This is a genomic window from Bacillus sp. 3G2, assembly GCF_044324725.1.
Taxonomy (GTDB): domain Bacteria; phylum Bacillota; class Bacilli; order Bacillales; family Bacillaceae_G; genus Bacillus_A; species Bacillus_A mobilis.
This window is the reverse complement of record NZ_CP172246.1, coordinates 1,866,914-1,892,145: the sequence shown is the minus strand read 5'-3', so window position 1 is coordinate 1,892,145 and position 25,232 is coordinate 1,866,914. Positions and strand designations below refer to the sequence as shown.

The 25,232-nt window shown below is 33.9% G+C and carries 23 protein-coding genes; 5 read left to right on the top strand and 18 right to left on the bottom strand.

Annotated features, from left to right (window positions below):
* Window positions 1-3 precede the first annotated feature (3 nt).
* Window positions 4-612 (top strand): NUDIX hydrolase, encoded by a 609-nt coding sequence (locus ACHZK0_RS09670; RefSeq protein ID WP_262742424.1) that lies wholly within the window; start codon window positions 4-6, stop codon window positions 610-612.
* Window positions 613-700: 88 nt separating this feature from the next.
* On the opposite strand, the gene ACHZK0_RS09665 is transcribed toward ACHZK0_RS09670, so the two are convergent.
* The 4 genes from ACHZK0_RS09665 to ACHZK0_RS09650 all read right to left on the bottom strand — a co-directional run bounded on the left by ACHZK0_RS09665 (window position 701) and on the right by ACHZK0_RS09650 (window position 4,182).
* Window positions 701-1,528: a peptidoglycan-N-acetylglucosamine deacetylase gene (locus ACHZK0_RS09665; RefSeq protein WP_262742451.1), complete on the bottom strand. Its 828-nt coding sequence runs from the start codon at window positions 1,526-1,528 to the stop codon at window positions 701-703.
* A gap of 117 nt (window positions 1,529-1,645) precedes the next feature.
* On the bottom strand, window positions 1,646-2,518 hold the full coding sequence (locus ACHZK0_RS09660) for an aminoglycoside 6-adenylyltransferase (RefSeq protein ID WP_262742426.1): 873 nt from the start codon (window positions 2,516-2,518) through the stop codon (window positions 1,646-1,648).
* 132 nt (window positions 2,519-2,650) lie between these two features.
* Window positions 2,651-3,322, bottom strand: coding sequence for an O-methyltransferase (locus tag ACHZK0_RS09655; RefSeq protein WP_262742427.1), 672 nt, complete (start codon window positions 3,320-3,322; stop codon window positions 2,651-2,653).
* A 140-nt stretch (window positions 3,323-3,462) separates the two neighbouring features.
* Window positions 3,463-4,182: a 3-ketoacyl-ACP reductase gene (locus tag ACHZK0_RS09650; protein ID WP_000818985.1), complete on the bottom strand. Its 720-nt coding sequence runs from the start codon at window positions 4,180-4,182 to the stop codon at window positions 3,463-3,465.
* Between the two features lie 195 nt (window positions 4,183-4,377).
* Here ACHZK0_RS09650 and ACHZK0_RS09645 point away from each other — a divergent pair, with 195 nt between their 5' ends.
* Entirely contained in the window at window positions 4,378-4,965 is a 588-nt protein-coding gene (locus tag ACHZK0_RS09645; RefSeq protein ID WP_262742429.1) for a DUF3139 domain-containing protein, read from the top strand.
* A gap of 24 nt (window positions 4,966-4,989) precedes the next feature.
* Here ACHZK0_RS09645 and hitS read toward each other — a convergent pair whose 3' ends face one another.
* The 3 genes from hitS to ACHZK0_RS09630 all read right to left on the bottom strand — a co-directional run bounded on the left by hitS (window position 4,990) and on the right by ACHZK0_RS09630 (window position 8,586).
* On the bottom strand, window positions 4,990-6,063 hold the full coding sequence (hitS, locus tag ACHZK0_RS09640; RefSeq protein WP_262742431.1) for an envelope stress sensor histidine kinase HitS: 1,074 nt from the start codon (window positions 6,061-6,063) through the stop codon (window positions 4,990-4,992).
* Window positions 6,060-6,737 (bottom strand): envelope stress response regulator transcription factor HitR, encoded by a 678-nt coding sequence (gene hitR, locus ACHZK0_RS09635; protein WP_060633118.1) that lies wholly within the window; start codon window positions 6,735-6,737, stop codon window positions 6,060-6,062. The genes hitS and hitR overlap by 4 nt, the downstream gene beginning before the upstream one ends.
* Window positions 6,738-6,825: 88 nt before the next feature.
* The gene (locus ACHZK0_RS09630) at window positions 6,826-8,586 is read right to left on the bottom strand and encodes an ABC transporter ATP-binding protein (RefSeq protein WP_262742433.1); all 1,761 of its coding nucleotides are present in this window, start codon (window positions 8,584-8,586) and stop codon (window positions 6,826-6,828) included.
* 240 nt (window positions 8,587-8,826) lie between these two features.
* On the opposite strand from ACHZK0_RS09630, the gene ACHZK0_RS09625 reads away from it, so the two are divergent.
* Window positions 8,827-9,591 carry an alpha/beta fold hydrolase gene (locus ACHZK0_RS09625; protein ID WP_262742435.1) on the top strand — a complete coding sequence of 255 codons (765 nt, stop codon included), beginning with the start codon at window positions 8,827-8,829 and terminating at the stop codon, window positions 9,589-9,591.
* A 98-nt stretch (window positions 9,592-9,689) separates the two neighbouring features.
* Here ACHZK0_RS09625 and entFM read toward each other — a convergent pair whose 3' ends face one another.
* Window positions 9,690-10,982, bottom strand: a complete 1,293-nt coding sequence (gene entFM, locus ACHZK0_RS09620) for an enterotoxin EntFM (RefSeq protein ID WP_262742436.1) — start codon at window positions 10,980-10,982, stop codon at window positions 9,690-9,692.
* 435 nt (window positions 10,983-11,417) lie between these two features.
* The gene (locus tag ACHZK0_RS09615) at window positions 11,418-11,567 is read right to left on the bottom strand and encodes a hypothetical protein (protein ID WP_262742437.1); all 150 of its coding nucleotides are present in this window, start codon (window positions 11,565-11,567) and stop codon (window positions 11,418-11,420) included.
* Between the two features lie 109 nt (window positions 11,568-11,676).
* On the opposite strand from ACHZK0_RS09615, the gene ACHZK0_RS09610 reads away from it, so the two are divergent.
* Window positions 11,677-11,847, top strand: a complete 171-nt coding sequence (locus ACHZK0_RS09610) for a hypothetical protein (RefSeq protein ID WP_061676863.1) — start codon at window positions 11,677-11,679, stop codon at window positions 11,845-11,847.
* 46 nt (window positions 11,848-11,893) lie between these two features.
* Here the strand turns inward: ACHZK0_RS09610 and ACHZK0_RS09605 are convergent, their stop codons facing one another.
* Complete coding sequence (locus ACHZK0_RS09605; RefSeq protein ID WP_262742439.1) at window positions 11,894-12,508, bottom strand: nitroreductase family protein; 615 nt, start codon at window positions 12,506-12,508, stop codon at window positions 11,894-11,896.
* A 233-nt stretch (window positions 12,509-12,741) separates the two neighbouring features.
* Window positions 12,742-13,695, bottom strand: coding sequence for a D-alanyl-D-alanine carboxypeptidase family protein (locus tag ACHZK0_RS09600; RefSeq protein ID WP_262742441.1), 954 nt, complete (start codon window positions 13,693-13,695; stop codon window positions 12,742-12,744).
* Window positions 13,696-13,883: 188 nt separating this feature from the next.
* On the opposite strand from ACHZK0_RS09600, the gene ACHZK0_RS09595 reads away from it, so the two are divergent.
* Window positions 13,884-14,885 carry a S66 family peptidase gene (locus ACHZK0_RS09595; protein ID WP_262742443.1) on the top strand — a complete coding sequence of 334 codons (1,002 nt, stop codon included), beginning with the start codon at window positions 13,884-13,886 and terminating at the stop codon, window positions 14,883-14,885.
* Window positions 14,886-14,973: 88 nt separating this feature from the next.
* On the opposite strand, the gene ACHZK0_RS09590 is transcribed toward ACHZK0_RS09595, so the two are convergent.
* From ACHZK0_RS09590 to cydA, 7 genes are all read right to left on the bottom strand, one after another.
* Window positions 14,974-15,420: a DUF6376 family protein gene (locus ACHZK0_RS09590; protein WP_262742445.1), complete on the bottom strand. Its 447-nt coding sequence runs from the start codon at window positions 15,418-15,420 to the stop codon at window positions 14,974-14,976.
* An 89-nt stretch (window positions 15,421-15,509) separates the two neighbouring features.
* Entirely contained in the window at window positions 15,510-15,731 is a 222-nt protein-coding gene (locus ACHZK0_RS09585) for a hypothetical protein (RefSeq protein ID WP_000461288.1), read from the bottom strand.
* Window positions 15,732-15,937: 206 nt separating this feature from the next.
* Window positions 15,938-18,499: a glycosyltransferase gene (locus tag ACHZK0_RS09580; protein WP_395761481.1), complete on the bottom strand. Its 2,562-nt coding sequence runs from the start codon at window positions 18,497-18,499 to the stop codon at window positions 15,938-15,940.
* Window positions 18,500-18,927: 428 nt separating this feature from the next.
* Window positions 18,928-20,652 carry a thiol reductant ABC exporter subunit CydC gene (gene cydC, locus ACHZK0_RS09575; protein ID WP_395761480.1) on the bottom strand — a complete coding sequence of 575 codons (1,725 nt, stop codon included), beginning with the start codon at window positions 20,650-20,652 and terminating at the stop codon, window positions 18,928-18,930.
* A 2-nt stretch (window positions 20,653-20,654) separates the two neighbouring features.
* Complete coding sequence (gene cydD, locus ACHZK0_RS09570) at window positions 20,655-22,370, bottom strand: thiol reductant ABC exporter subunit CydD (RefSeq protein ID WP_395761479.1); 1,716 nt, start codon at window positions 22,368-22,370, stop codon at window positions 20,655-20,657.
* A complete protein-coding gene (gene cydB, locus ACHZK0_RS09565; protein WP_097864451.1) occupies window positions 22,370-23,386 on the bottom strand; it encodes a cytochrome d ubiquinol oxidase subunit II in 1,017 nt (338 codons plus the stop codon). The genes cydD and cydB overlap by 1 nt, the downstream gene beginning before the upstream one ends.
* Complete coding sequence (gene cydA / locus ACHZK0_RS09560; RefSeq protein WP_262743464.1) at window positions 23,373-24,776, bottom strand: cytochrome ubiquinol oxidase subunit I; 1,404 nt, start codon at window positions 24,774-24,776, stop codon at window positions 23,373-23,375. The genes cydB and cydA overlap by 14 nt, the downstream gene beginning before the upstream one ends.
* Between the last annotated feature and the right edge of the window lie 456 nt (window positions 24,777-25,232).

The window sequence follows — 25,232 nt, the reverse complement described above, 5'->3', positions numbered from 1 at the left end:
AAAATGACAGAGTGGTTAACAATATTTGATCCTGAAAGAAATACACTTGGGAAGAAATTGCGTGATGAAGTGCATCGTGACGGTGATTGGCACGAAACATTTCATTGTTGGTTTGTAGAAAAAGATGCTGAAGATATGTTCTTATATTTCCAATTACGCTCTAAAAATAAAAAAGAAGCTCCATGTATATGGGATATTACTTCAGCCGGACATATTATGCACGATGAAGATGTACAAATTGGTGGTCTTCGTGAAATTGAAGAAGAATTGGGGCTTTCATTTCAAACGACTGATTTAGCATACAAAGGCATCTTTAAAATAGATTATGAAATTTCAAATCTTACAGATCGCGAGTTTTGTCATATGTATTTCCACAATGTCATCAATCCACTTCCATTTGCACCAGGGGAAGAAGTGGACGATGTGATGAAAGTACATGCAACCTCTTTTTTACAACTATTAAAAAAAGAGATTGCAACTTTAACGACTATTTCTGTTTTAAGCAATAAACCGATAACGATAACATTTGAAGATATTTATCCATATGATCTTGCATACTATGAATTTGTTATAGAGCAAGGAAAAGACTTACTAGAAAATAATAATTTATAAATAAGATAGGACTCCCATTTTAAAGTACTTAGGAGTCCTATTCTTAATAATGGATGATTGACAATACCCGACTAATTTAAACTCCACTTTATTTTCTCTCTTTCGATGTTTGGAACATACTTGGCAGCGTTACAAAACGTGCCCCTTTCGTTTTTAACTGCGGAATGATTTTGTCTAGTGCCTCTACAGATCCTTGTAAATGCCCGCCTGGCGTTGAATGCTGAAGTATGACACTGCCAGGAAATGAATTCCCTAACACATTATTTGTAATCGTATCAGCGCTTACTCCTTTCCAATCAACTGTATCAACACTCCACTGTACAATCATAAAATTTTGCTCTGTCGCCCACTTCAATTGATTTTCAAGTATTTCACCGTACGGCGGACGAATAAACTTCGGTGCATAACCAGCTAAACCATTTAATATTTCTTCTGTTTTTATAATTTGATTACGGTACTCAGCATTATTTACTTTCGCTAAATTTGGATGGCTATACGTATGATTACCAATTACATGCCCTTCATTCGCAATACGTTTTACTACATTCGGATACTTCTCTGCATTTTCACCAAGCAAGAAAAAAGTCGCTTTTACATTATGTTGTTTTAACTTATCTAAAATTTTTGGCGTAAATTCTAAATCTGGTCCATCATCAAATGTAAGAGCGACTTCCGCTTTATTGTATGGTCCGGAAAATGCGTACGCATATTTTTCGACCCACGAAAATGGTGTCCACGATCCACGATCATATGCTTTCATTTGCACTTCATAGTTTTGAGGGATATATGCGTATGGCAATGAGCTTATATAGTCTCCATAATAAAATGAGTGATATGGCATATAGGCGTACGAAACATCTCGTTCTAGTCCCCATTGATATGGAGCAAATATTTCTGGTGAATAAAAATAATACATCATAAAAACCTCCCTGAAATTTCATATGTAATTCATCTGCACTTTGTTAGGGAAATTCCTATTCATGAACAAAAATAAGACTGTCCGTAATTAGGACAGTCTTATTGCTTTATATTATTAATAAATCGATGTACTATCTTTCGGCAAAGCTTTCACATGTTTTAAATAGCTTGTCACTCTGTCATCATCACCTTGCGGGTATTGATATCCATATGTGTTAGCAATTTCGTTCGCCACTTCCCTAAATAATTTCCCCATGACAAAGAATGACTCCCATATGTTTTCATATTCAGCATCCGAATAGGTCAGTTTAAAATACTGCCAAATATCTTTTTCAATATATTGCTCGAAATGCTTCCCAAACTTTCCTGTATTAACTGTAAAGTCTGTTTTCATACCAATATGCCATTCTAGCAGTACGATGAACATATCTCGTACTGGACCATCAAGCATCCCTTTCGCATAAGAAAGTTCTTCTCTCCATAGTCCTTTCCCTACATTCGTACTACACCACCAAAATTCATTACAGCAATCTAAAAATTCTTTTTCTGTAGGCTTTTTTATTAAGTAGTCTTTATCGCTTGCTGGTGGAAATTCAACAATACAATTATCTTTATCGAGAAGCGGCTTACTTAAACTATCTTGTCCAACGAACTTATTTATCAAATCAAATGGAACGAGCGTTAAATCAATTCGATTTCCATCCATAAACTGCATTAAATACGGAAATTTCCCGTCTTCGTCTGCTGGAATTAATGACATTTCTTCTGGCATTTGTACAATCATTATTTCTCCAAATCTATGAATCCAATTATGATTAGACGTAAAAGATTGTATATCATGTACAACATACATAATATCGTAGTCTTGAAAACAATCTCTCTTCACATTTGAATTTACACGTGATCCATTCATGATAACTGCTCGGATTCTTTCATCCTCTTTTGCTGTATTTATAATTAAGTCTAACATTTCTTTTTCAGTTCTCATCTATTCCTAACCTCCAATTTTTATATAAACTTATATTTCCAAGTATATTGGAGGTCCACGAGGTAGCTGCGTTGTACAAGATACATGTTATAATTTTTGAAATTTCTTTTTCATCCCATTTACCTCCTCACATCACTCTTTTACGACTGCCATGACAAACCCATCGTATCCTTTACTTCCGACAGTTTGAAGCGCAGTAGTACTTACACGTGGCTCTGCAGCTATTAATTCATAGAAGCGACGTATCCCTTGTACGCGAGGATCGCTGCTAGTATTATTAATAATTTCTCCTTCACGTACTACGTTATCTCCAATAATTACAGTACCCGGGCGTGATAGTTTTAGTGCCCACTCAAAATAGGTAGGGTTATTTTGTTTATCAGCGTCTATGAAAATAAAATCAAATGGTTCATAATTTTCATTTTCGATTTGCCGTAAAGAATCTAAAGCTAATCCTAATCGTACTTCAATTTTATCATTCAAATTGGCACGTTCAATATTGTTACGTGCAATTTCTGCATGTTTTTCATTTGCTTCCAATGTAACAACTCGGCCTTCAGATGGCAAGCCCCTTGCAAGCCATATCGTGCTATATCCGCCTAGAGTACCAATTTCCAAAATGTTTCGAGCTCCTTGAATTTGTACTAATAGTTGCAAAAACTTCCCTTGCGTTGGCGATACATCATGTGCTGGTAAATTAGCTGCAGCGTTTGCTTGAAGAACTTCTTCTAATGTAGAATCTTTCGGTATTAATACATCACTCACATATTGATCAACAGCCGTCCATTTCTCAATCGTACTCATGTAAATACCATCCCTTTCGATACTTTTTTACTATTCAAATTTGATTATACCGAAAATTCTGTCTAATGAACAAAAATAAAGAAGGGACATCTACTCCATTACAGAATAAATATCCCTTCTTTTGTTTATACATTTATCCCTTACGGATTAGTAGACCAAAGTCCTGCTGATTTAATAAATGTACGTTTATTTAATTTCAGCTGCGCTACGATAAACTCTGCAATATCTTCTGCTTGCATTACTTTATCTGGGTTTCCGTCAGTTAATCCTAAATCTACAGCCATATCCGTTGCTACTGTACTTGGAGTTAAAGCTGTTACACGAATGTTATGTTTGCGAACTTCCATCGCTAACGATTCTGTTAAGCCAAGAACACCAAATTTAGAAGCACTATATGCACTTGTTACAGGTGCACCTTTTTGTCCTGCTGTAGATGAAATGTTAATGATATCACCGGATTGTTGTTCAATCATGCTTGGTAAAGCTGCACGAGTTGCATAGTATACACCCATTAAGTTTACTTGAATGATTTTTTCCCAATCAGCAACGTCTAATTCTAAAAACTTACCGAACTTAGAAATACCAGCGTTATTAATTAAAATATCGATAGATCCTAAACCGTTTTTTAACGTCTCAATCGCAGTAGTCACTTCTTCGTATGAAGAAACATCAGCAGTCGCAATAACAGCTTTTACGCCTTCTGCTTCTACTTCTTTCGCTACAGCTTTTAAGTTTTCTTCTGAACGAGCTAAAAGACCGACATTTACGCCCTCTTTCGCTAATGCGATCGCTACAGCACGACCAATCCCTCTACCTGCTCCTGTAATTAAAGCATTTTTGCCTTGTAATAATTCTGCCAAGTATAACACTCCTTAATCATCTCAGTTATGTATTATATTAAAATTGTATCTATGTTTATGTAAAAAGGCAATGATGCACTTTCATGTGCGTAGGTTACTTGTAGGTAACTATAGAAATTTTTCATTTATAATTCTCATGTTTTCCCATAATTCACGTAAAATAGAAATAAATCCCATATAGGAGGGTGTATGTGTATGAAAAGAAAAAAGTGGTTCTTGTCACTAACTGCAGTCGGACTATGCATCATACTTTTGGCTATGTACTTTATATTTGGTAATCCACTACATTATAAAGTAATAGAAAAAGATACTAACGAATATCTCCATACTATAAAAGGATATAAGCAAAAAGAAATACAAAGCATAACCGGAAAATATACTCCTCTTTATAATATCGGCTATTATGCAAAAGTCGTATATAAAGACGAACCTTATTTTACATACTCTTATACATACGATAATAATAAAAAAATAATACAAGACAATGGCATTCTAGGAAGACATACTGAGTCATTTGAAAATCTTCATTTAAACTGGTCATTGTTCGACCAATTAGTGGAAGGTATTCATACAAACTTGCAAAAAAGGGGATTAAGTGAAAATAAGGATTATTCTATACGATCCGTTCAATTCATTGATATAGATGATGATAAAAGTGGTGCAGAAGCGTACGTTGACTTCAAGAAAGATAAAGCATCAGATTACTCATACCGTATGAATAGCGAAGGGAGAGCTTATCAATATAGTTGCAGTAATGGGAAATGTATTTTTAAAGAGAAATAGTGTTAGAAGATTTTCCTCCTAACACTACTTTTCTTCATATTTAGGAATACAAACAATAAATTCTGTTCCATGCCCCTCTTCACTCTCGACTTTTATTTCTCCTTGATGAAGGTCGAGTACTTTTTTTACGATAGCCAAACCCAAGCCACTTCCTCCGTAAGCACGATTTCGTGAAGAATCTGCTTTATAAAAACGTTCAAAAATATGTTGTTTCTGTTTTTCAGATATACCAATTCCCGAATCGCGAATACGTACTTCCACTACTTTCTCATGTTCTTGTAACTGGATTGTAATTTTGCCACCACTTGAAGTAAATTTAATACTATTATGAATTAAATTAATCCAAACTTGACTCATACTTTCTTGGTCAGCGGTAATGTGTACTTTCTCTAAATTAAGTTCTAGCTCAATTTCTTTTTCAGCCCAGAGCGGTTCACTATTTAATACAATTTGCTTTAACTGTTGATCTAATCGATAAGTCACTCTTTCTGGTGTATACTCTTCCGACTCTAAAAGAGTTAGTTTCAGTAAATTTTGACTTAGTTTAGATAATCTCGTCGTTTCCGTTTCAATAATGGTAAGATAATGTTTTCTTTTTTCCTCGGAAAGATTATCGTCTTGTAGCGCTCTAGCGAATCCTTTTATAGAAGTTAATGGTGACTGGATTTCATGTGAAACATTCGATACAAATTCTTGACGCATTTTCTCCATCGCATTTAGTTCATCTGTCATATCATTTATACTTTTTACGAGTACACCAATTTCTCCATCATACTTTTCTTCATTTCGTATTTTTACAGAGAAGTCTCCTTTTGCAATTTTTTGTATCGGTTCAATAATAGTCCAAATCATCGCCTGTCGTTTTGGCCTCATTAATATCCCAAACAATGTCCAAATAAGAACAATAAATACAAAACCGACCATATCACTAATTAAAAAGGCAACAAACGAGGATACATGTATTTCAAGAGCATTCAATATACTAGTTGCTACATAAAATGCGATAGACCAAATTATAGTAAGAAAAGAAAAGAGTGCTATTATCGCTCCCGTTACTTTCAACATCTTCAACTTACTCATTTCTTTTCTTTTTCTCATTTACTTACCTCTAAGCGATACCCTAAGCCTCTTATCGTTTTAATACTAAACTTCGACTTCTCTTCTTGAAACTTCTCACGTAGCCGATTAATATGAACGTCTAGTGTACGTTCATTCCCTTCAAAATCATATCCCCATACATCTTCAATTAATTGCTCTCTCGAACAAGTTCTTCCTGCTTTAGAACCTAAAGTAAAGAGCAATTCGAATTCTTTTAGCGGTAATGTAACTGTTTGTTCTCCAACTGAAACTTCAAATGTTTTACGATTTAACAGTACATTTCCAACTTGAATCGATTGCGACACTGTAATTTGGTAACGTTTCAGTAGTGCCTTAACTCTCACTACTAGTTCTATCGGATCAAATGGTTTTACAAGATAATCATCCGTGCCAAGGTGAAATCCTTTTACTTTTTGAGATGTTTCCCCTTTCGCAGTTAGCATCAAAATCGGAATATCATAGTACTTCCTTAATTCAAAACACACATCAAATCCATCCATATTCGGCATCATGATATCAAGAATAACCATATCAACTTTTACTTCATCTATTTTCTGAAGTGCATCTAGTCCATCAATTGCCTCATATGTTTGAAAACCTTCTCGTTCTAAAAATACAGAAACAAGTTCTCTAATATGTGGATCATCATCCACTATTAAAATGTTAGGTATCAAAGAAACCATTTCCTTTCTAATTAGCATCCTTTATAAAGCGTTTAAAAATGAATAATCAGCGGAGTACATACCCCACTGATTATTCATTTTATAATGCACCTTCTTTAATTTTCAATTGTTGCGTTGCAAATTCGCGATACATATCATGTGAGTGTAATAATTCATCATGTGTACCGCTTCCTGTAAGATTCCCTTTTTCTATAAAAATAATTTTATCTGCATCCACAACAGTAGAAAGTCTATGTGCAATAACTAACGTTGTTCTGCCTTTCATTAAGTTATTTAATGCCTTTTGAACGACAGACTCAGATTTACTATCTAGACTGGAAGTTGCTTCATCTAACATAAGTATTTGTGGATTTCGAAGTAATGCTCGGGCAATGGCAATTCTTTGTCTTTGTCCTCCAGAAAGCTTCACACCACGTTCTCCAACTTCTGTTGCGTATCCGTTTGGCAAATCATGAATAAATGCATCAACATATGCCATTGCTGCTACTTTTTCAATTTCTTCATCTGTCACTTCGCCCTCAACACCGTAACAAATATTATCACGAATCGTTCCATCAATTAACGGACTATCTTGTGAAACGTAACCAATTTGACGTCGCCATGACTGTAGTGAATAATTCTTAATTGAGTCTTTTCCTAATTTAATAGCACCACTAGTTGGCTCGTAAAAACGTTCTAATAGTGAGAATAACGTCGTTTTTCCGCTACCACTTGGTCCTACGATTGCTGTTACTTTTCCTGATTCAATTGTGAAATCAATATTCTTTAAAACTTGCTCGTCTTCGTTATACTCGAAATGTACATTTTCAAGAACGATTGGCTGCTTAGCATTTGTAACCTTCACACCAGTTTCATGATCTTCTACTTCATATTCTAAAATTGTATTAATTCTTTCCGTTGCACCAATTGCCTTTTGGAATTGTGTAAAGAACATGGATAATTGACTCATCGGCATTATAATTTGAACTAAATATAAAATAAACGCTACTAGTTCTCCTGTTGTTAATGCACCACTAGAAACTCGCATTCCACCATATCCTACGATAATAACAAGCAATGCCATTAAAACAAACGACATAACTGGTGAAATTAACGCTTGCACTTTTCCCTCTTTCAAACCAAATTGCAATAGCTTTTCAATACCTTTATTTCCAGTTTCATATTCCTTTTTTTCTGTGTTCGAAGATTTCACTAAACGAATTTCTGATAACACTTGCGTTAATACACTAGTAAAAGAAGCCGTTTCATCTTGAAGTGCTTTTGAAATCTTATACATTTTTCGTCCCAGTGGAACTAAAATGAGTACTGATAATGGAATAACTGTTAAAAGTAAAAGCGTCATTTTCCAATCTAAAACAAATAATACAATTAATGATCCGACAATTGAAATACCACCTGTTAATAAGTTTGACAAGTGCTCAGAAATTAATGTTTTCACAACTCCTGTATCATTTGTCATACGGCTAATTGTATCGCCTGTTCTATTTTGATCATAATAAGTTACTGGTAATATAAGCACCTTTTTCCACAAGCGTTCTCTCAATCCAGCTACAATCTTCTGTCCAATATAATTTAATAAATATATAGATAATCCTGCGGCTATAGTTTGCATAATAAAGAATGCAACTAGCCCAACAATTTGTCCTGTACTTATTGACGAAAGTGAAAAATTATCTACTAACCCTTTCGTTAACATCGGTATAAATAAACTCGCTCCTGTAGAAAGCAAACTCATTAATAACGCAAAAGCAAGAATCCCTTTCGGAGGATTTGTATCTTGAATAAGGCGTAAAAACTGCCTCCAGCTCCCTTTTTTCTTCATCTCATTTCTAACTTCCATTCCTGTTCATCTCCTCGTGTTAAACCAAACTGTTCTTTCTAAAAATAGAATACAATACAAATGTAAACTGAATGTAAACACATTTTTTCTGTTTTTACAAAATATACATACAAACTCATCTTTACAACAAGTATAAACATCTGATATTATTACCAGGTACTTAATATTATTCTATGCGAATTATAGATAACCAATTTACAATACTATATAAATCTCCCGTTATTGAAAGGAGTATCCTTTTTGCAAACAAATATACATTCTGAAAAGGAAACAATCATTTTTATTCATGGCTTAGTCGGCAATCGTCGTGCCTTTAAAAAAGAGCATAAACGATTTTCAGCCACCTATAACATTATAACTTACGACTTATTAGGTCATGGCGATGATAAAGGTGCAGATATCGAATTTTCATTACAGCGCCTCGTAGATCAATTATTGAATTTATATGAAAAAGAAGGCGTTCAAAAAGCTCATATTTGCGCTCTAAGTTACGGCTGTTATATCTCTACAATTTTTGCACAAATGCATCCAGAAAAAGTATTGAGCATTTGTCACATTGGTGGACATTATAATAATCCATCCCTTTTATATAACGTATTTCAAAAATTTTGGGAGAAGCGAGGAGACGATTACTCTAAATGGCTCTCTCAATACGCAAATACCATTTTTCCAAGTGGCATACTAAAGGCAAATCCGTTCGCAGTCATTTCAAGAAATATTTATTACCGTTTCGGATTGCAATTACATTCATCAATTATTGCCCAATCATTACGGCATCGTTTAGAATTCGATTTAAAATCCAAATTAAAATCACTTCCCCACCCTATTCTATGGGTAATGGGTGAACATGATCATCTCTATAAATCTTGTCTTTTTGATTTGAAATCCATTCTTCCTAACGTTTTATATAAAGAAATACCGCTTGCAGGACATGCAGCAAACTTATTTCGTCCGAACTATTTCCATGACCTATACGCTCGATTTTTAAATGGGAAGTTACAATAAAAACTACTACATTCCCAGTCTATTCAACTATAAAAAGGCTTCCCAAGTTTCCCTGGAAAGCCTTTTCTCTATACAAAAAGTATATAAACTACTTTTTCTTAGTATGCTTTTGTGTAACCTAATAGGTGCTTGCTCCAGTAAGAGTTACTTACAGAACTAATACGTACACCAGTTGCATCTGTTTCTGCACTAATGAACTGACCGTTTCCTAAGTAAACGCCCATATGAGAAGGACCTGATTTATAAGTATTTTGGAAGTATACTAAATCACCTGGTTGTGGATTGCTAGTTTTTGTTTTAGAGCTCCAGTATCCAGCAACTGTTTGACGAGCGCCTTTATGACCAGTTTGATTTAATACGTAGTGAATGAATCCACTGCAATCAAAACCAGCAGGTGTTGTACCAGCAGTTCTGTATGGTGAACCATTTAAAGATCTAGCGAATCCAGCGATTGAAGATGTATCTCCACCTGTTGTTGGTTTTTGTACGTCTTTACCTGGTTGTTGAACGTTATTTGTAACGTTATTGTTATTGTTATTTGTAACGTTGTTTACTCCGCCTTTTACAAACTTAACGAAGTCTGCACTTACATAACCTGTGCGGCCGTTATGGTTAATTTTGTACCAACCATTTTCAGCGCCAGTAACGTTTAATACTTTACCTTGTGTTACGCCACCGATTACAGCGTTGTATGTAGCTGGGCCCGTACGTACTTTTAATGCACCAGTGTTAACAACATAAGAACCACCAGTTTGAACTGTAGTAGTATTGTTGTTTGTAGTTGGTTGTTTTGTTTCGTTAGATACAGCAGAACCACCTTTTGTTACGAAGTCTTTGCTTACGTATCCAGTTCCACCATTGAAATTGATTTTAAACCAATCTTGTACTTCTCCAACAACTTGTACTGTTTTACCTTTATTTACAGAGCCTAATACTGTATGAGATGCACTTGGGCCTGTACGTACGTTTAGTGAAGAAACGTTTACTGTGTAAGTACCAGTTCCTTGTTGAACAGTAGTTCCTGTTTTACCACCAGTCGTTACGAAGTCACCACTTACATAACCAGTTTGACCGTTTACAGTTACTTTGAACCAACCGTTTTCTTGTCCAATTACTTGTAGTACTTGACCTGATTTCACTTTAGAAATCACGTTATGTCCTGTACCAGCACCTGAACGAACATTTAATACATCAGCAGTTACTGTGTATTTTAAGTCAGATTTTGTTTCTACAGTTTTTGTTTCAGTTACAGTCGTTTGATTTTGAGTTTGATTTTGTCCATTAATTTCTTTTAGCGCCTCGTTTGAAACTTGTGCCTGAGCAGAATCCATACCTGGAACTGCAACACCCACTACTGAAGCTGCTGCTAAACCTGCAATTACTTTTTTCATAAGTTGTCTTTACTTCCTTTCCCTACTATCCTCTTAAAAAAACTTATAAACTTAATACATTACAATATTATCAAAGTAAAATATTCATTAAGTTCCATTTTTTAACAAGAGTTTTATTTTTCACACAGAGTTCATTTTAAACGAATGAAGTGAATTCTGTGTGAACTTCATGTGAACTTTATCATTAAACTTACTGTTTTTGCAATGCTTTTTTCAAATTCCATATGTATTTCATTGAAAATTCGACATTTCATTCATTATCTTAATATATTTTTCCTATCCACTCCGAAAAACTCTATTAATCTAATACAATGCAAAGAATGTATTCCTAGTAAAGTTCTTTCCATGAAGCATACTCTTATCATGACAAAAAATACTTTTTTTATCAATAGTATAATATTTTCAGAAAACTTTTTTTGATACTGTCTATCACTTTTAAAAGATTTGACGATTTGTAAGATTTAACTTCAAAAATTCTGTTCTAATTTGACGAAAATGTACATTCCACTCACTATTTTCCGCTACATATGGAATTTTCAGGATATTTATATTATCATATATATAGTGGCGTCTTAATCTATACATGTATTATCCACCCTATCCGGAAACCAATCGAACTTTTGCGGGTCGGTATTCTCCACGTATCATTGAATTTTGATATGGAAGTCTTATTATTAAAAAAGGAGGTATATTTATGAAAAACATAATAGATGATCCTACAAATAAAAATATAGAACTGTACTATGCTTTTTTTCAATTCGTTTCAATTATTACGTTACAAAAAATATCAACTATTGAAACACGTAAAAACGAATTAAAAAATCAGATGAAAAATTCCTATCAAAAAAATCCTTACTACTTATAAAAAGGTGAACAGATTATATTTCTGTTCACCTTTTATCGTTCCTACATTATTTATAAATTTTCACACGATTTTCTAAAGGTTGGTATTCTTTTTCACCTGCAGTTACCACCGGTTTACCAAACGGCATTTGCGCAGTAAGTTTCCAGTTTCCTGGAACTTCCCATTCTTTTCTCACTTCTTCATCAATTAATGGATTGTAATGCTGTAATGTAGCACCAAATCCTTCAATTTCTAAAGCCGTCCAAATTGCAAATTGTAACATTCCTGAGGATTGTTGAGACCAAACCGGAAAATTCTCTTTATATAAGGCAAAGTTTTCTTGCAGTTGTTCCACTACTTGACTATCTTCGAAGTATAGGACCGTTCCATAACCACTTTTAAATGCATTCATTTTTTCTTCAGTAGATGCAAAGTTATTTTCAGGTACAATTTTCCGTAACGTTTCTTTCGTAATATCCCATAACTTATCATGTTGTTCTCCAAGCAAGACGACAACGCGAGCACTCTGAGAGTTAAAAGCTGAAGGTGTATGTTTTACAGCATGATAAATCACTTCTTGAATTTTCTCATCAGAAACTACTTGCTCTTTACTAATCGCGTAAATAGATCTTCTGTCTTCAATTGCTGAGTAAAAATCTTTTGCCATCATAATTCCCTCCATTTTTCATTTGAGGCTTTTTCATATGTACACATCATATTCTGCCTCTTAAAACTTATCATTAATAAGTTTCTAACTTTAGACTATCAACAAACAATAATAAACTCAAATAATAACACTCACATTTTTCACCTTTTTATTTCCTAATTATAAAAATAAAAAGGCAATTTATGGTTACCTATAATAAGTAACAACAAATTACCTTTCTTAAATGTTGATCTAAGTCAATATTTTACTTAATTAACTAAGCCAAATGCATAAGACATTAGCTTATTCGTCTCTGTAAAACGCTTCGTTTTACCTTTCGTTCCCATTACAACTGTAATAATACGAGTATCGCCTTGTTTTGCTGTACCCGTAAAACAATACCCTGCGCTATCTGTAAACCCTGTTTTTAATCCGTCTATTCCTTCTATATATAAAGCTTTATTATTTTTGTTTAACATATCATTTGTACTTGTAACATTAATATTATTAAATGCTAACTGACTTTGACGTAAATGAGTCACTTCTAATATTTCTGGATAATCTTTTATAAGATGATACGCCAAGTTTGCTACATCAGCAGCTGTCATCTTCGTCTCACTTCCATCAGGTTCTTGTAGTCCTGACGCATTTGCAAATTTAGCATACTCCGACATTTTTAACTGCTTTGCTTTTTCATTCATAAGCTGAACGAAATCTTTCTCTGTTTTTGCCATATGTTCTGCTAAAGCTACAGCCGAATTATTTGCTGATTCAATCATTAATGCATGGTACAAATCTTTAACAGTTAATGTATCATTAACTTGGACTGGGATTCTCGCACCCTCTGTTTGTGCCGCTTTCGCACTCATTTTCACCGGATCTTCCCAGCGAACTTTCCCCTTATGTACATTTTCTAATAGTAGGTACGCTGTCATCATCTTAGACATACTTGCTGGCGCAAAAGCTTCATTTTCATTATGTTGATAAATAATATCTCCATTACTCGCATCGATAATCATAGCTGCTTTTGCATCAATTTCCGGTGGTATGTACTTTGGTGGCACTACTTTTTCAGTTAATCCTGTTTTAGGTAATTCTGCCACCTGTAAAGGTTGTCCTTCTACATTTGTTGCACTCTTTTGAGTTCCTTGGAATAAGAACCAACATATCCCTAAAATAATGACTACTAGGATCGTCAGCCTTCCCCATTTTAACCGCTTCATTTCAAAACTCCTTTAGCAAACCTTTTATACACTCACGTTTAACCATAACAATAATTACTTTATATCGTCAAGGTAAAAAGCATATTTATTCATCTCATACATTTATGTTATAATTAAATTACCGAAATATAAGAATATTAAATGTTATATTATCGTAATTTAACTATTTAATAGAAAGGATTCTTACGATGCTACTTCCAAAAACATTAAAATACGGTGACACAATCGGTATTTATTCGCCCTCTTCACCTGCAACCTATACTTCTCCAAAAAGATTTGAACGAGCGAAATCCTACTTACAACAGAAAGGATTTCACATATTAGAAGGTTCACTAACAGGTCGATATGATTATTATCGTTCTGGCAGTATACAAGAGCGTGCCGAGGAACTCAATGCTTTAATAAGAAATCCTAATGTATCTTGTATTATGTCAACAATTGGCGGTATGAATTCTAATTCCTTATTACCTTATATTGATTATAATACTTTTCAAAATAATCCAAAAATAATGATTGGCTATTCAGATGCAACAGCTTTATTGCTAGGCATTTATGCCAAAACAGGAATCCCTACATTTTACGGTCCTGCACTCATTCCCTCCTTTGGAGAATTTGAGCCCTTTGTAGATTATACATACAACTATTTTGCAGAAACATTACTACATGATCAAGTGCTTCCTTACAACATAAAACAGCCTTTATTTTGGTCAGATGAATTTATTAATTGGGAAATGAAGACGGAAGAAAAAGAACGTAGACATAATAGTTGGATTTCTGTAACGAATGGACAAGCTACTGGACGTATTATTGGTGGGAATTTAAATACAATAGAAGGTATTTGGGGTAGCCCTTATATGCCAAGCATTCAAGACGGCGATATTTTATTTATTGAGGATAGCTCCAAAAATGCAGCTACTATTGAAAGAAGCTTTTCATTCCTTAAAATTAACGGTGTATTTGATAAAGTTTCAGGTATACTTCTTGGAAAACACGAGCAATTTGATGATTGTGGTACAAATCGCAAACCGTACGAAATATTATTAGAAGTACTGCAAAACCAAAGCATTCCTTTACTTGCTGACTTTGATTGTTGTCATACCCATCCGATGATCACTATGCCGATAGGTCTTCAAGTGAACATGGATGCAACCAATAAAACAATACATATTTTAGAAAAATGGAAGATATAAAGGACGCTTATATTATAGGAAGAACATATTATAAACTTTTCCATTAGAAAACATAAAAAAGAATCCGTTCATCACGGATCCTTTTTTATTATTGTCCTAAATTTTGAACCTTGTCTTTCAATTCACGAACTTGATCTATCGTCTGCATAAGCTCAGAGTTTCTAAATTGCTCTACATCCACTTTGCCTTCTTCTACCTTTGTCATCGCCGTATCAATTAATGTATTTAACTTTTCGTTATATCCGACGATTTGCTGATGAAGATCTTTCGCTACATCCGGTGGGGTTAATTCATTAAATGCGGGTATATCTTGTTTAATTTCATTAAGCTTCGTTTCTAATTCTTTTCGAGCTTCGCTATCATTAACGGCCTTTTCAGCTAATGCTGGCGCATCACTTGCAAATGCACTTATTTCATTTACATAGTCTGTCGCTTTTTGAGCATAATCTATGGAGTTCTTTCCTTGCTCTACTAGTGAACATCCCATTAAACCAATTGATACTATACATACTAATAAAATTGATTTGATTTTCATTTTAGACTCCCTTCGTCATTATCCTTGTCTATAATCTTCTTTATCATAACTTCTAGCTAAATCACCTACAACCTTTTTCAAATAGCTATTTAACCGCTCACATGCCCTATTATCGTTACAACATCTATTTCTATATGTACACTAATAATATCTTCAATTATATCCATATATCCTTGTCCTATAGCTGCTCCATAGTGTAATGTAAGCCCCTTCTTTTCATACACTGACTTTGGCACTGAAAAAATAAATCTCCTCAAGTTTCTTTCATCAGCAGGCTCCATAATTAAAACAATTCCATCCTCTTCAAACATATACACTCGCCCTCCAACTTTACATTCACTATGGCTCAGTATTGCCTTTGTCAGCTAAATTTAAAACCAAAAAATAAGTTGCACATCGCTCTATAATTAAAATAAGAAGCATTAATTCTTTTTTTAAGGTTTAATGCTTCTTCAAAACTTTGATTTAACTGTCCATAATATCTATTATGCGAATTATTTCAATTCCCCTCAATTCTTCATTTCCGAACAATATAGAGTACATCAGTTTCAGATAAACCAAATTTCCTAGCACTTCTCATTCCTTGTTTTTCAGCTATGTTATACAATTCAACCTTAAATCCTACATTCATTAATCGTTGTATAAATCCTGATTGATTATAAATTCTTACATGTTCTTCATGACCAAAAGCTATTTTTCTCAATTTTGGCGTTAAAATTAATTCATTCTCTATAATAATATCTACATTCATTACGATTGGAGCTTGAATAATTCCCCATCCATTTGTTTTTAATACTCTATATAACTCTCTCATCGCTTTTTCATCATCTTGAACGTACTGTAATACATGACCACATAAAATCACATCAAATGTATCATTTTCATATGGAATTCTAGTAACATCAATTTCCTGCATTAATGGATCCTTTGGTTCAATATCTCCACATACATATGTAATATTTTTATACTGAGCAAACCAACTTCTTAACTTCGCTTCTGGTGCAATATGAAGCATAGTATCATTTCCACTTAATAAATTCGTTTCCATTTCAATATAAACACGATATAGTCTTTCACGGTCCATCGAATCACATACCGGACAAATCCCCGTATCTTTATTCCACATCTCAAATTTATATTTTGGAAAAGCATAATGTTCTGGCCAAGGAGAAAATTTTTCAAATTGTTGATTGCAAAATTGACAATAGCAGACTTCTTTCTCAAATATACGATTAACTAACTTATTTAGTTCCTTCTCTATCTTTTCATTATCAATTTGATTTAATTGACTATCTTTTACCACATCCTTAACTATTAACACCGCATTTTCCAAACAATGAGTTAAACATTCTTTATAATCTTGCTCACAATTTAAAAAACCACTATTATATGCATCTAGTATTAATTCAATCCATTCTTCAATTGTCTTTAATCTAAATTGCATTTGTTTTTGATTTTCCCCACTATGTTGTCTAAAATAACTAAGGGGTTCTTCTATATAAACTACTTTCCCTTTCCTCATCATATCTAGCCATGTTGCAATGTCATGAATAGCAGAGTAACCTTTCCCCTTAAAGCACCCAAAATCCCCTCCAAAAAATTTTCGATTAAACAGAACTGTTGTAGGCTCACCAACTACATTTTTTAAGTTTTTTAACATATAATCCCCTAATTCTTTCCCTTCAAAAAGTGTAGTTTCTTTGGCGATTTTCATATTCAATGTTGATGGTGATAATACTTTTCCATTCTCATCAATTAATTCACGATATGACGTCACAAACGAAATGTTTTCTAGACTAAAAAAATAGTTCATCATTCTTTTAATCTTTTCAGGATGAAATAAGTCTTCCTCTAATAAAAAGTTTATATAATCTCCATTTGCAAGTTCTATACACTTATTAAAGTTTTCTGCTTCTAATCGAGGTTTATTTTTAACATATGTAATACATTTATATTGATTTAAATATGGTTGGATCATCGCTTGAACTTCACCGTTTGTACTATCGTCAGAAATTATTATTTCAATATTTTCATATGTTTGATTCAAAGCACTTTTGAGAGCTAATTCCAAGTAATGAGGTTTATTATAGGCATGAATAAGTATACTAACTTTCGGTAAATGAGAGTTGTTATTCCGATACTGTTTTTTCTTTTCTATATTTATCCCCTTCCACTTAATCTGTCGGTAGTAGTCTAATGTATATAATATTGATGATGGAACTAATTTTTTTGCATAGTCTAGAAAATTAGTTATCGCTTTATATAACTCTTTTTCAGTAGATAAAAAACCATATTTTTCTCCAACTATAATACTATGTGAAAAATCCTCTACTCCATCCATAAGTTTATTAGATTCATTCAACTGTTGACCTGAATGTAATCGGAAGTAACTAAGTGTCTCTGCAATATATACTGCTTTTCCTTTACTTAATAAAGATAACCATGAGGCTATATCTACATTACATAGATACTTTCTCTTATCAAAAACCCCATACGGTTCTTGTAAATCATTTTTACGAAATAAAACTGTTGTCGGTTCTCCAATATAATTTTTTTGATCCACAATTACCCTATTTCCTAATTCTGTTCCCTCTATAATCGTATCCTCTTCAAATAAACGGACAGTTGAATAAATATGTCGTAGTTCTTTCCCTTTATCATCAATTACTTGACGATGAGATGTTACAAGCTTGATTTCATTATCTAAATCATAAAAAAAATACTTCATCATTTTTTCAATTTTATTCATATGAAATATATCATCATCCATTAAAAAATTTATATACTCACCTTTCGCTTCATTAAATAACATTAGCGCATTTTCAAATTGTCCGAGAGTTGACCTGTTTTTTATATAAATAATATTTGAATGATCACATAAGTATTTTTGTAAAACATTTTCTGTTTCGTCATTCGTGCTATCATCTCCAACAATAATTTCTATATTAGAATATGTCTGTTGTAATACACTACATAATGCTTTTTCAAAGTAGCCAGGACGATTATAAGTAGGAATTAATACACTTACTAACGGAATTCGCTCTATCGCCTCTTCACTTTTTTCAAAACGATTCCCCATCTTTTCCCTCCACCTTTTTGCATATTATTTATATACGCGACATACTATCACATTACTTAAACCGTATGAAACCTTTATACTTTTATGCAAGCCCATAACAAAATATCCTACTTTTCACTCGTAAATATACATATTCAATGATATAAGTATTTGATTAGCTGCTTTTGATTTCTATCTTAAGGCAAATAAAAAGAAACCTTAATTAGAGTGGGCTTCTCCATCCCTTCTAATTATCTCCCTCACCAACCTGATTTTTACGTACAGTTACTCTCCCGCCTAACTTCCTCACATCAGCCGGATCTTAAGATAGGAGTCTTACTTCCTGCAAATAGCGGGATAAATCTATACCTTCAAAAGAATATATATTTCTTAACAAAAAATAGCTGCACCATTAGGCGTAGCTATTTTACAATTATTACTTATTCAAACTATATTCCTTTATCTAACTCATAAAGCATACGATACTTCTCGTTTTCTCTCAGAAGTTGTTCATGACTACCTTGCATCACAATTTGACCACGATCAAGGAATATAACTTCATCTACATGTTCAATTCCTACAAGATGGTGTGTAATCCAAATTACTGTCTTTTCTTCCGTTGCAGAAAACATTGTTTCAATTAAAGATAGTTCTGTCTTTGGATCTAAGCCGATCGTAGGTTCATCAAGTACAATAATTGGAGCCTCTTGCATGAGCGTTCTAGCAAAAGCAACCCGTTGTCTTTCACCGCCAGAAAACCTTTTTCCCATTTCATGCATTTTTGTTTGCAATCCGTCCGGAAGAGAAGCTATATGCGAAGCTAATTGTGCTTTCTCTAAAGCTGTCCATATCTCTTCATCCGTAGCCTCTGGTTTACCAATTCGCACATTATTTCCAATTGTCGTATCGAATAAATGCGGTTTTTGATTCAATACAGAAATATATTTTGATAAAAGATTCGTATGAGCAGGTTCACTATTCAATAAAACTTCACCACGTAATGGGTTTAGCGCACCTGTTAACAATTTTAACAAAGTAGATTTTCCTGTTCCGCTTCTTCCTAAAATGGCTATTTTCTTTCCTGCCTTTATTTGCAGTGATACTTCTTTCAATACAAATTCATTACTATCTGGGTAACTATACGATACATTATTTAATTCAATGTCTATATGTTTTGATGCAACATAACCTTTATCCCCGCGTAATTCCTCTTCTTCCTGTATAACAGCATTATCTTCTATTTGATTTAGACGATGAGCAGATTCTACATATGATGGAATTCGATCGATAGCATCTGAAAGAGGAATAAGCGCGTTTGTAACTGATAACGTCATTAAGACGAAAGCCGCAATAACGGTAGGTGCAATCTGTTCACTTACCGCCTCATTTCCAGTCCATATGATCATTGAAATAACTACAATCCCCACTACTACTTGAATGATACTGTCCCGAATATGATTCCATCGTTTCATTCTTTTTTCCGTTTTTAACAACTGAGCATTTTGCTCTACATACTTATCAATGAATTCATCTTTTCTACCACTTGCTTGCCAATCAGATAATCCAAAAACAGCGTCTGTTAATTGTTGATACAAACGGCTTCTTCCTTGTTTTAAAGTAACATGATGTTGCTTCATTAACAGTAATGATACAAATGGAAGCAGAAAGACGATAATCGCTAGCATACATGCTGCAATAAGTGCAAACACTACGTCAAATGCTCCGATAACAAGTACGAATATGCTATATACAACTAATGCTAATATACTAGGAAATATTGTACGTAAATATAGGTTTTGTAAATGCTCTATATCTTCGGATAACACACCTAACATATCGCCCGTTTGAAATCGCGAACGGAAAAATAACGCCTGCGGTTCTACTATTCTATATAGTTTCGTTCTCATCTTTTCTAATATGCGCAGTACAACATCATGTCCAACTAAACGCTCTAAATAATGAAATACCGCTTGTCCTATACTAAACGCACGTGTTGCAACGATAGGAACATATACAACCATTACATTCTCTGGTCTAAGAGCAGATTTAGAGATTAAATAACCTGAAATAAAAAGTAACATCGCACCTGAACTAACTCCAAGAAGACCAAGGAATATAGTTAAAGTCATTCTACCTTTATTTTGCTGTATATAAGGTTTAATCCAGTTACTCATCTCTATCCCCTCTCTTTCCTGTGAAAATGTAATGCCTCATTCTTTAAAAGCTCTTCATATGTTCCACTTTCAATCATTTCCCCTTTATTTAAAATAAGAATATGATCCATCTGTTTCATCCAATGAAGACGATGTGTTGCAAGAAATACTAACTTACCTTCAAACAGACGTAACATCGCTTGTTTTATTTCAAATTCAGTTTCAATATCAAGATGTGCTGTAGGTTCGTCTAATAAAATAATTGGCTTTTTGCTTAAAAGTGCACGCGCCATAGCGACACGTTGTTCTTGTCCACCACTAAGCATACGTCCACCTTCTCCAATTCTTTCGTACATCCCGTTCGGAAGCGATGTTACGAGTGAACGAAGACCAACTTCATTAATAATTCTTTCCACTTCTTCATCAGTTGTATTTGTTTCATAAAAACAAATGTTATCTTTTAATGAAAGTGGGAAAATATAAGGTTGCTGCGGAATATAAGCAATATTCTTTTGCCACTCTTCACGAGTAGTCCCGTCAATTTCCACACCATTTACAATCATCTTTCCACCTGAAGGAGTTAAAAATCCTGCTAATACGTCGATTAATGTTGATTTTCCTGCTCCACTTTCACCAATTACACCTATAGCACCGGTGCCTTTCCAAGTAAAATCAATTCCCTCTAATATAGCTTTTTCAGATTCATCACTCTTTACTTTTACATCTTGTAATTTCAAGCTACTAGAGGAATTCCATATTAAATCTACATTTGATTCTTTCTTTCCTATTTCTTTTTGCTGCTGTAAAATCTCTTCTATTTGCTCCATTGCAAGTTGTCCATCTAACGTAGCATGATAATTCGCTCCAACTTGTTTAATCGGTAGAAAATATTCCGGAGCTAAAATTAAAATCGTAAGGGCTGGCAATAGTACAATTGTCCCATCTATTAAACGTATCCCTAATCCAACTGCCACAAATGCGATGGATAAACTCGTAAAGAAATCTAATGCAAAAGAAGAAAGAAAAGCAACTCGCAAAGTACGCATCGTTGCTTTTCTATACCTTTTACTTACTTTTTCAATCTTTCCTTCGTGCTGTTTACTTTTACCTAAATACTTTAATGTTTCTAACCCTTTTAACGTATCTACAAAATGATTAGAAAGTACTCGATATGACTCATATTGGCTATCCGCCATTTTCTGTGCTGCTAATCCTAGTAGGATCATAAATATAATTACGATAGGAATCGTTACAACTAAAATGATTCCAGACTCAATGTCTAACGTAAAAACATATAGTACAATGAGTCCCGGTACGATACTACTTCTAATCATTTTAGGAATTGTTAATTCAATATATGTTTTAAATTTCTCAATACCTTCAATCGATAAGGTAACCAGATGACCTGTTCCAGCAGTTTGAACATACCGTGGACCTAATGTGAAATACGCCTCTATTAATTGTTTTCGCAGTAACGATCCTGCTTTTTCAGCGAAACGTTCCACTAAGATTTGCGATATTCGCACTAGCATGTGACGTACTGCAAACATGATTCCAAAATAAACAGTTTCATTTAACACAGATTGCACTGTTTCTCCTTGAAATAAAAACGTAATAGCCCGCGCTAAAAACACTGTTTGCGCAATAATACTTATAGCTTCTAAAATGCTAATAATCGTTAACACTACATATAAAACTCGGCTACCAGGATACGACGGAAGTCCTCTTTTTCTTTTCATTAGTACTCCAAATCTTTATCTGACTTAACAGGTTGTCTAAACACATAGAAGCTCCATATTTGACTTCCCATAACAAATGGCAATATAGCAATTGAAAAATACGTCATCAGTTTTAGTGCATAATCACCTGATGCTGCATTATAAATTGTTAAATCGTATATTGACCCTAACGAGCTAATTAAGACACGTGGGAACATGCCGGCAAACACACTCGCACTTAGTAAAATGATTGTTAAACTCGTCATAACGAAAGCCCAACCATCTCTTCTTCTTTTATTTAATAATGTTGACACACATAATGCTACAAAAGCTCCGATTGGAACCATAATCCACTCTGTACCATGACCAGTGAATATATCTGTTTTCCATAACCCTACACCGGCAAAAATAAGAAGTGCTATAATTGCAAGCGGTGCAATTTTCAACGCAGCGATACGTGCACGTTCTCTTAACTTACCAGTTGTACGTATAGTAAGAAATTGCAATCCGTGAACAATACATAGCAGAAGGAACATAACTCCTCCAAGTAATGCAAATGGATGAAGTAATGGTAAGAAGCCACCTACAGCATTTTTCGTCTCATCAATTGGAATACCTACCATAAAGTTAGCAATGGCAACACCCCAAAGAATAGGCGGTAGCAAACTTCCTAAAAACATACCCCAATCCCAAAAACCTTTCCATTTATGATTATCTATTTTCGCACGGAATTTAAAGGAAACACCCCTAATAATTAAAGCAAGAAGCATAAATACAAACGGAATGTAAAACCCGCTAAATAAAGTTGCATACCAGTGCGGGAATGCCGCGAACATAGCTCCACCTGCACAAACAAGCCATACTTCATTCGCGTGCCAAAATGGACCAATTGTATTTAAGTAAATTCTTTTCTCTAAATCGTTTTCTCCTAAAAACCTTGAAACTATACCTACACCGAAATCGAAACCTTCAAGTACAAAGAAGCCTACAAATAAAACTGCAATAATGATAAACCATAACTCATTAAGAGATAACATACTCTTCCTCCTTATCAAATGGATCATGGCTTTGAGAATCCTGTTTCGTTTTCTTATTCTCATGTCCCTTAATGACACGAATGAATAAGTAAACAGTAATTCCACCTATAATTAAATATAGTGATGTGAAAGAAACTAAAGAGAATAATACTTCTCCGAACGTAACATTTGGAGATACAGCATCTTCCGTTTTCATAACACCGAAAACTACCCAAGGCTGACGTCCCATTTCAGTCATAATCCATCCTACTGTATTACCGATAAACGGTAGTGCAATTGCATACACCATTAATTTTAAATACCAAGTTTTTTCAGCTAATCGATCTTTTCTTGATAAGAACCATCCGTACGCTCCTAGAAGAAGCATAAATGTTCCACTCATTACCATCGCTCTAAAACTCCAGAACATAGTGTGTACTGGCGGTATATAATCTCCAGGCCCATATTTTTCTTCATATTGCTTTTGAATTTGATTCATCCCTTCTACTTGACCGCTAAATTTATCAAATGATAATAGACTTAGCATATAAGGGATTTGAATTTCAAACGAATTTTCTTGCTTCTCTGCATCAATTTTCGCAAATACTGTAAATGGCGCTGGATCCTCACTCGTATTCCATAACGCTTCAGCTGCTGCCATTTTCATTGGATGTGTCTTAATTAATTGTTGTGCTTGCGCATGACCGAAGAATAATACTAGCGCAGTTGTAAGTGTTCCAACAATGATAGAAATGCGGAACGATTTTTTAAACACTTCAGTTTCTTGAGCTTTCGTTATTTTCCATGCACTCACACCTGCAATAAAGAATGCACCAGTTGCAATCGCCGCTGTAATTGTATGCGGGAATTGTACCCATAATTGCGGGTTTTGAATAATCGCTAAGAAATCATTCATTTGTGCACGTCCATCTGCTGCCATTTCATACCCTACTGGCGATTGCATAAATGCACTTGCAGTTAAAATCCAAAATGCTGATAACATTGTTCCAATTGAAAGAAGCCAAATACATAAAAGGTGAATGCGCTTCGGTAATTTGTCCTCACCGAATACCCATAAACCTAAGAATGTAGACTCAATGAAAAATGCTAATAAACCTTCAATCGCAAGTGATGGACCAAACACATCACCTACGAAGCGTGAATATGTTGACCAGTTCATACCAAACTGGAATTCTTGTAGAATACCAGTTACTACACCTACCGCAAAGTTTACAAGGAATATTTGTGTCCAAAACTTCGTCATCTTCTTATAAATTTCTTGTCCCTTTACCACATATAACGTTTGCATTAATGCAATGATAAAAGCTAAACCAATAGACAGCGGAACAAAAAAGTAATGAAAAATCGTTGTTGATGCGAATTGTATTCGTGCCAATTCGAGCGTTTCCATACTACAATCACTTCCTTCATAATTTTTTATATCGTAATTTCGATTGAGTTGTATGAATGAAACAACTCAAATCTTAGAAATATAGAAAGATAAATTTGTATATGTACTTTTAGAAAATAGAAATTTTCAGTTTTCAAGATAATTACAAAAGAACTTTCTCATAAAATTTACCTTTTCACTATTTCAGTAGTGTTTTATCCGTTAATCGAATTGTATAATATACCTGCATAGTAAATTCAGCTGATTTTTGACGTATTATTGACATCATTTTGTCTGAAATATGTCTTTTGTAATTTTTTTGAATTAAATTTTTCTCATTACTAAAATGTATTTTTTTAATATAAGACTTACTTTCACATCAATAAAATAATCATTTCTCTCTTCATACGCTTGACTTTTCCGCAAAAAAATGTCCTCTGAACCAACAGATAAATCAGTTAGTTTTTTGTCAAGAGA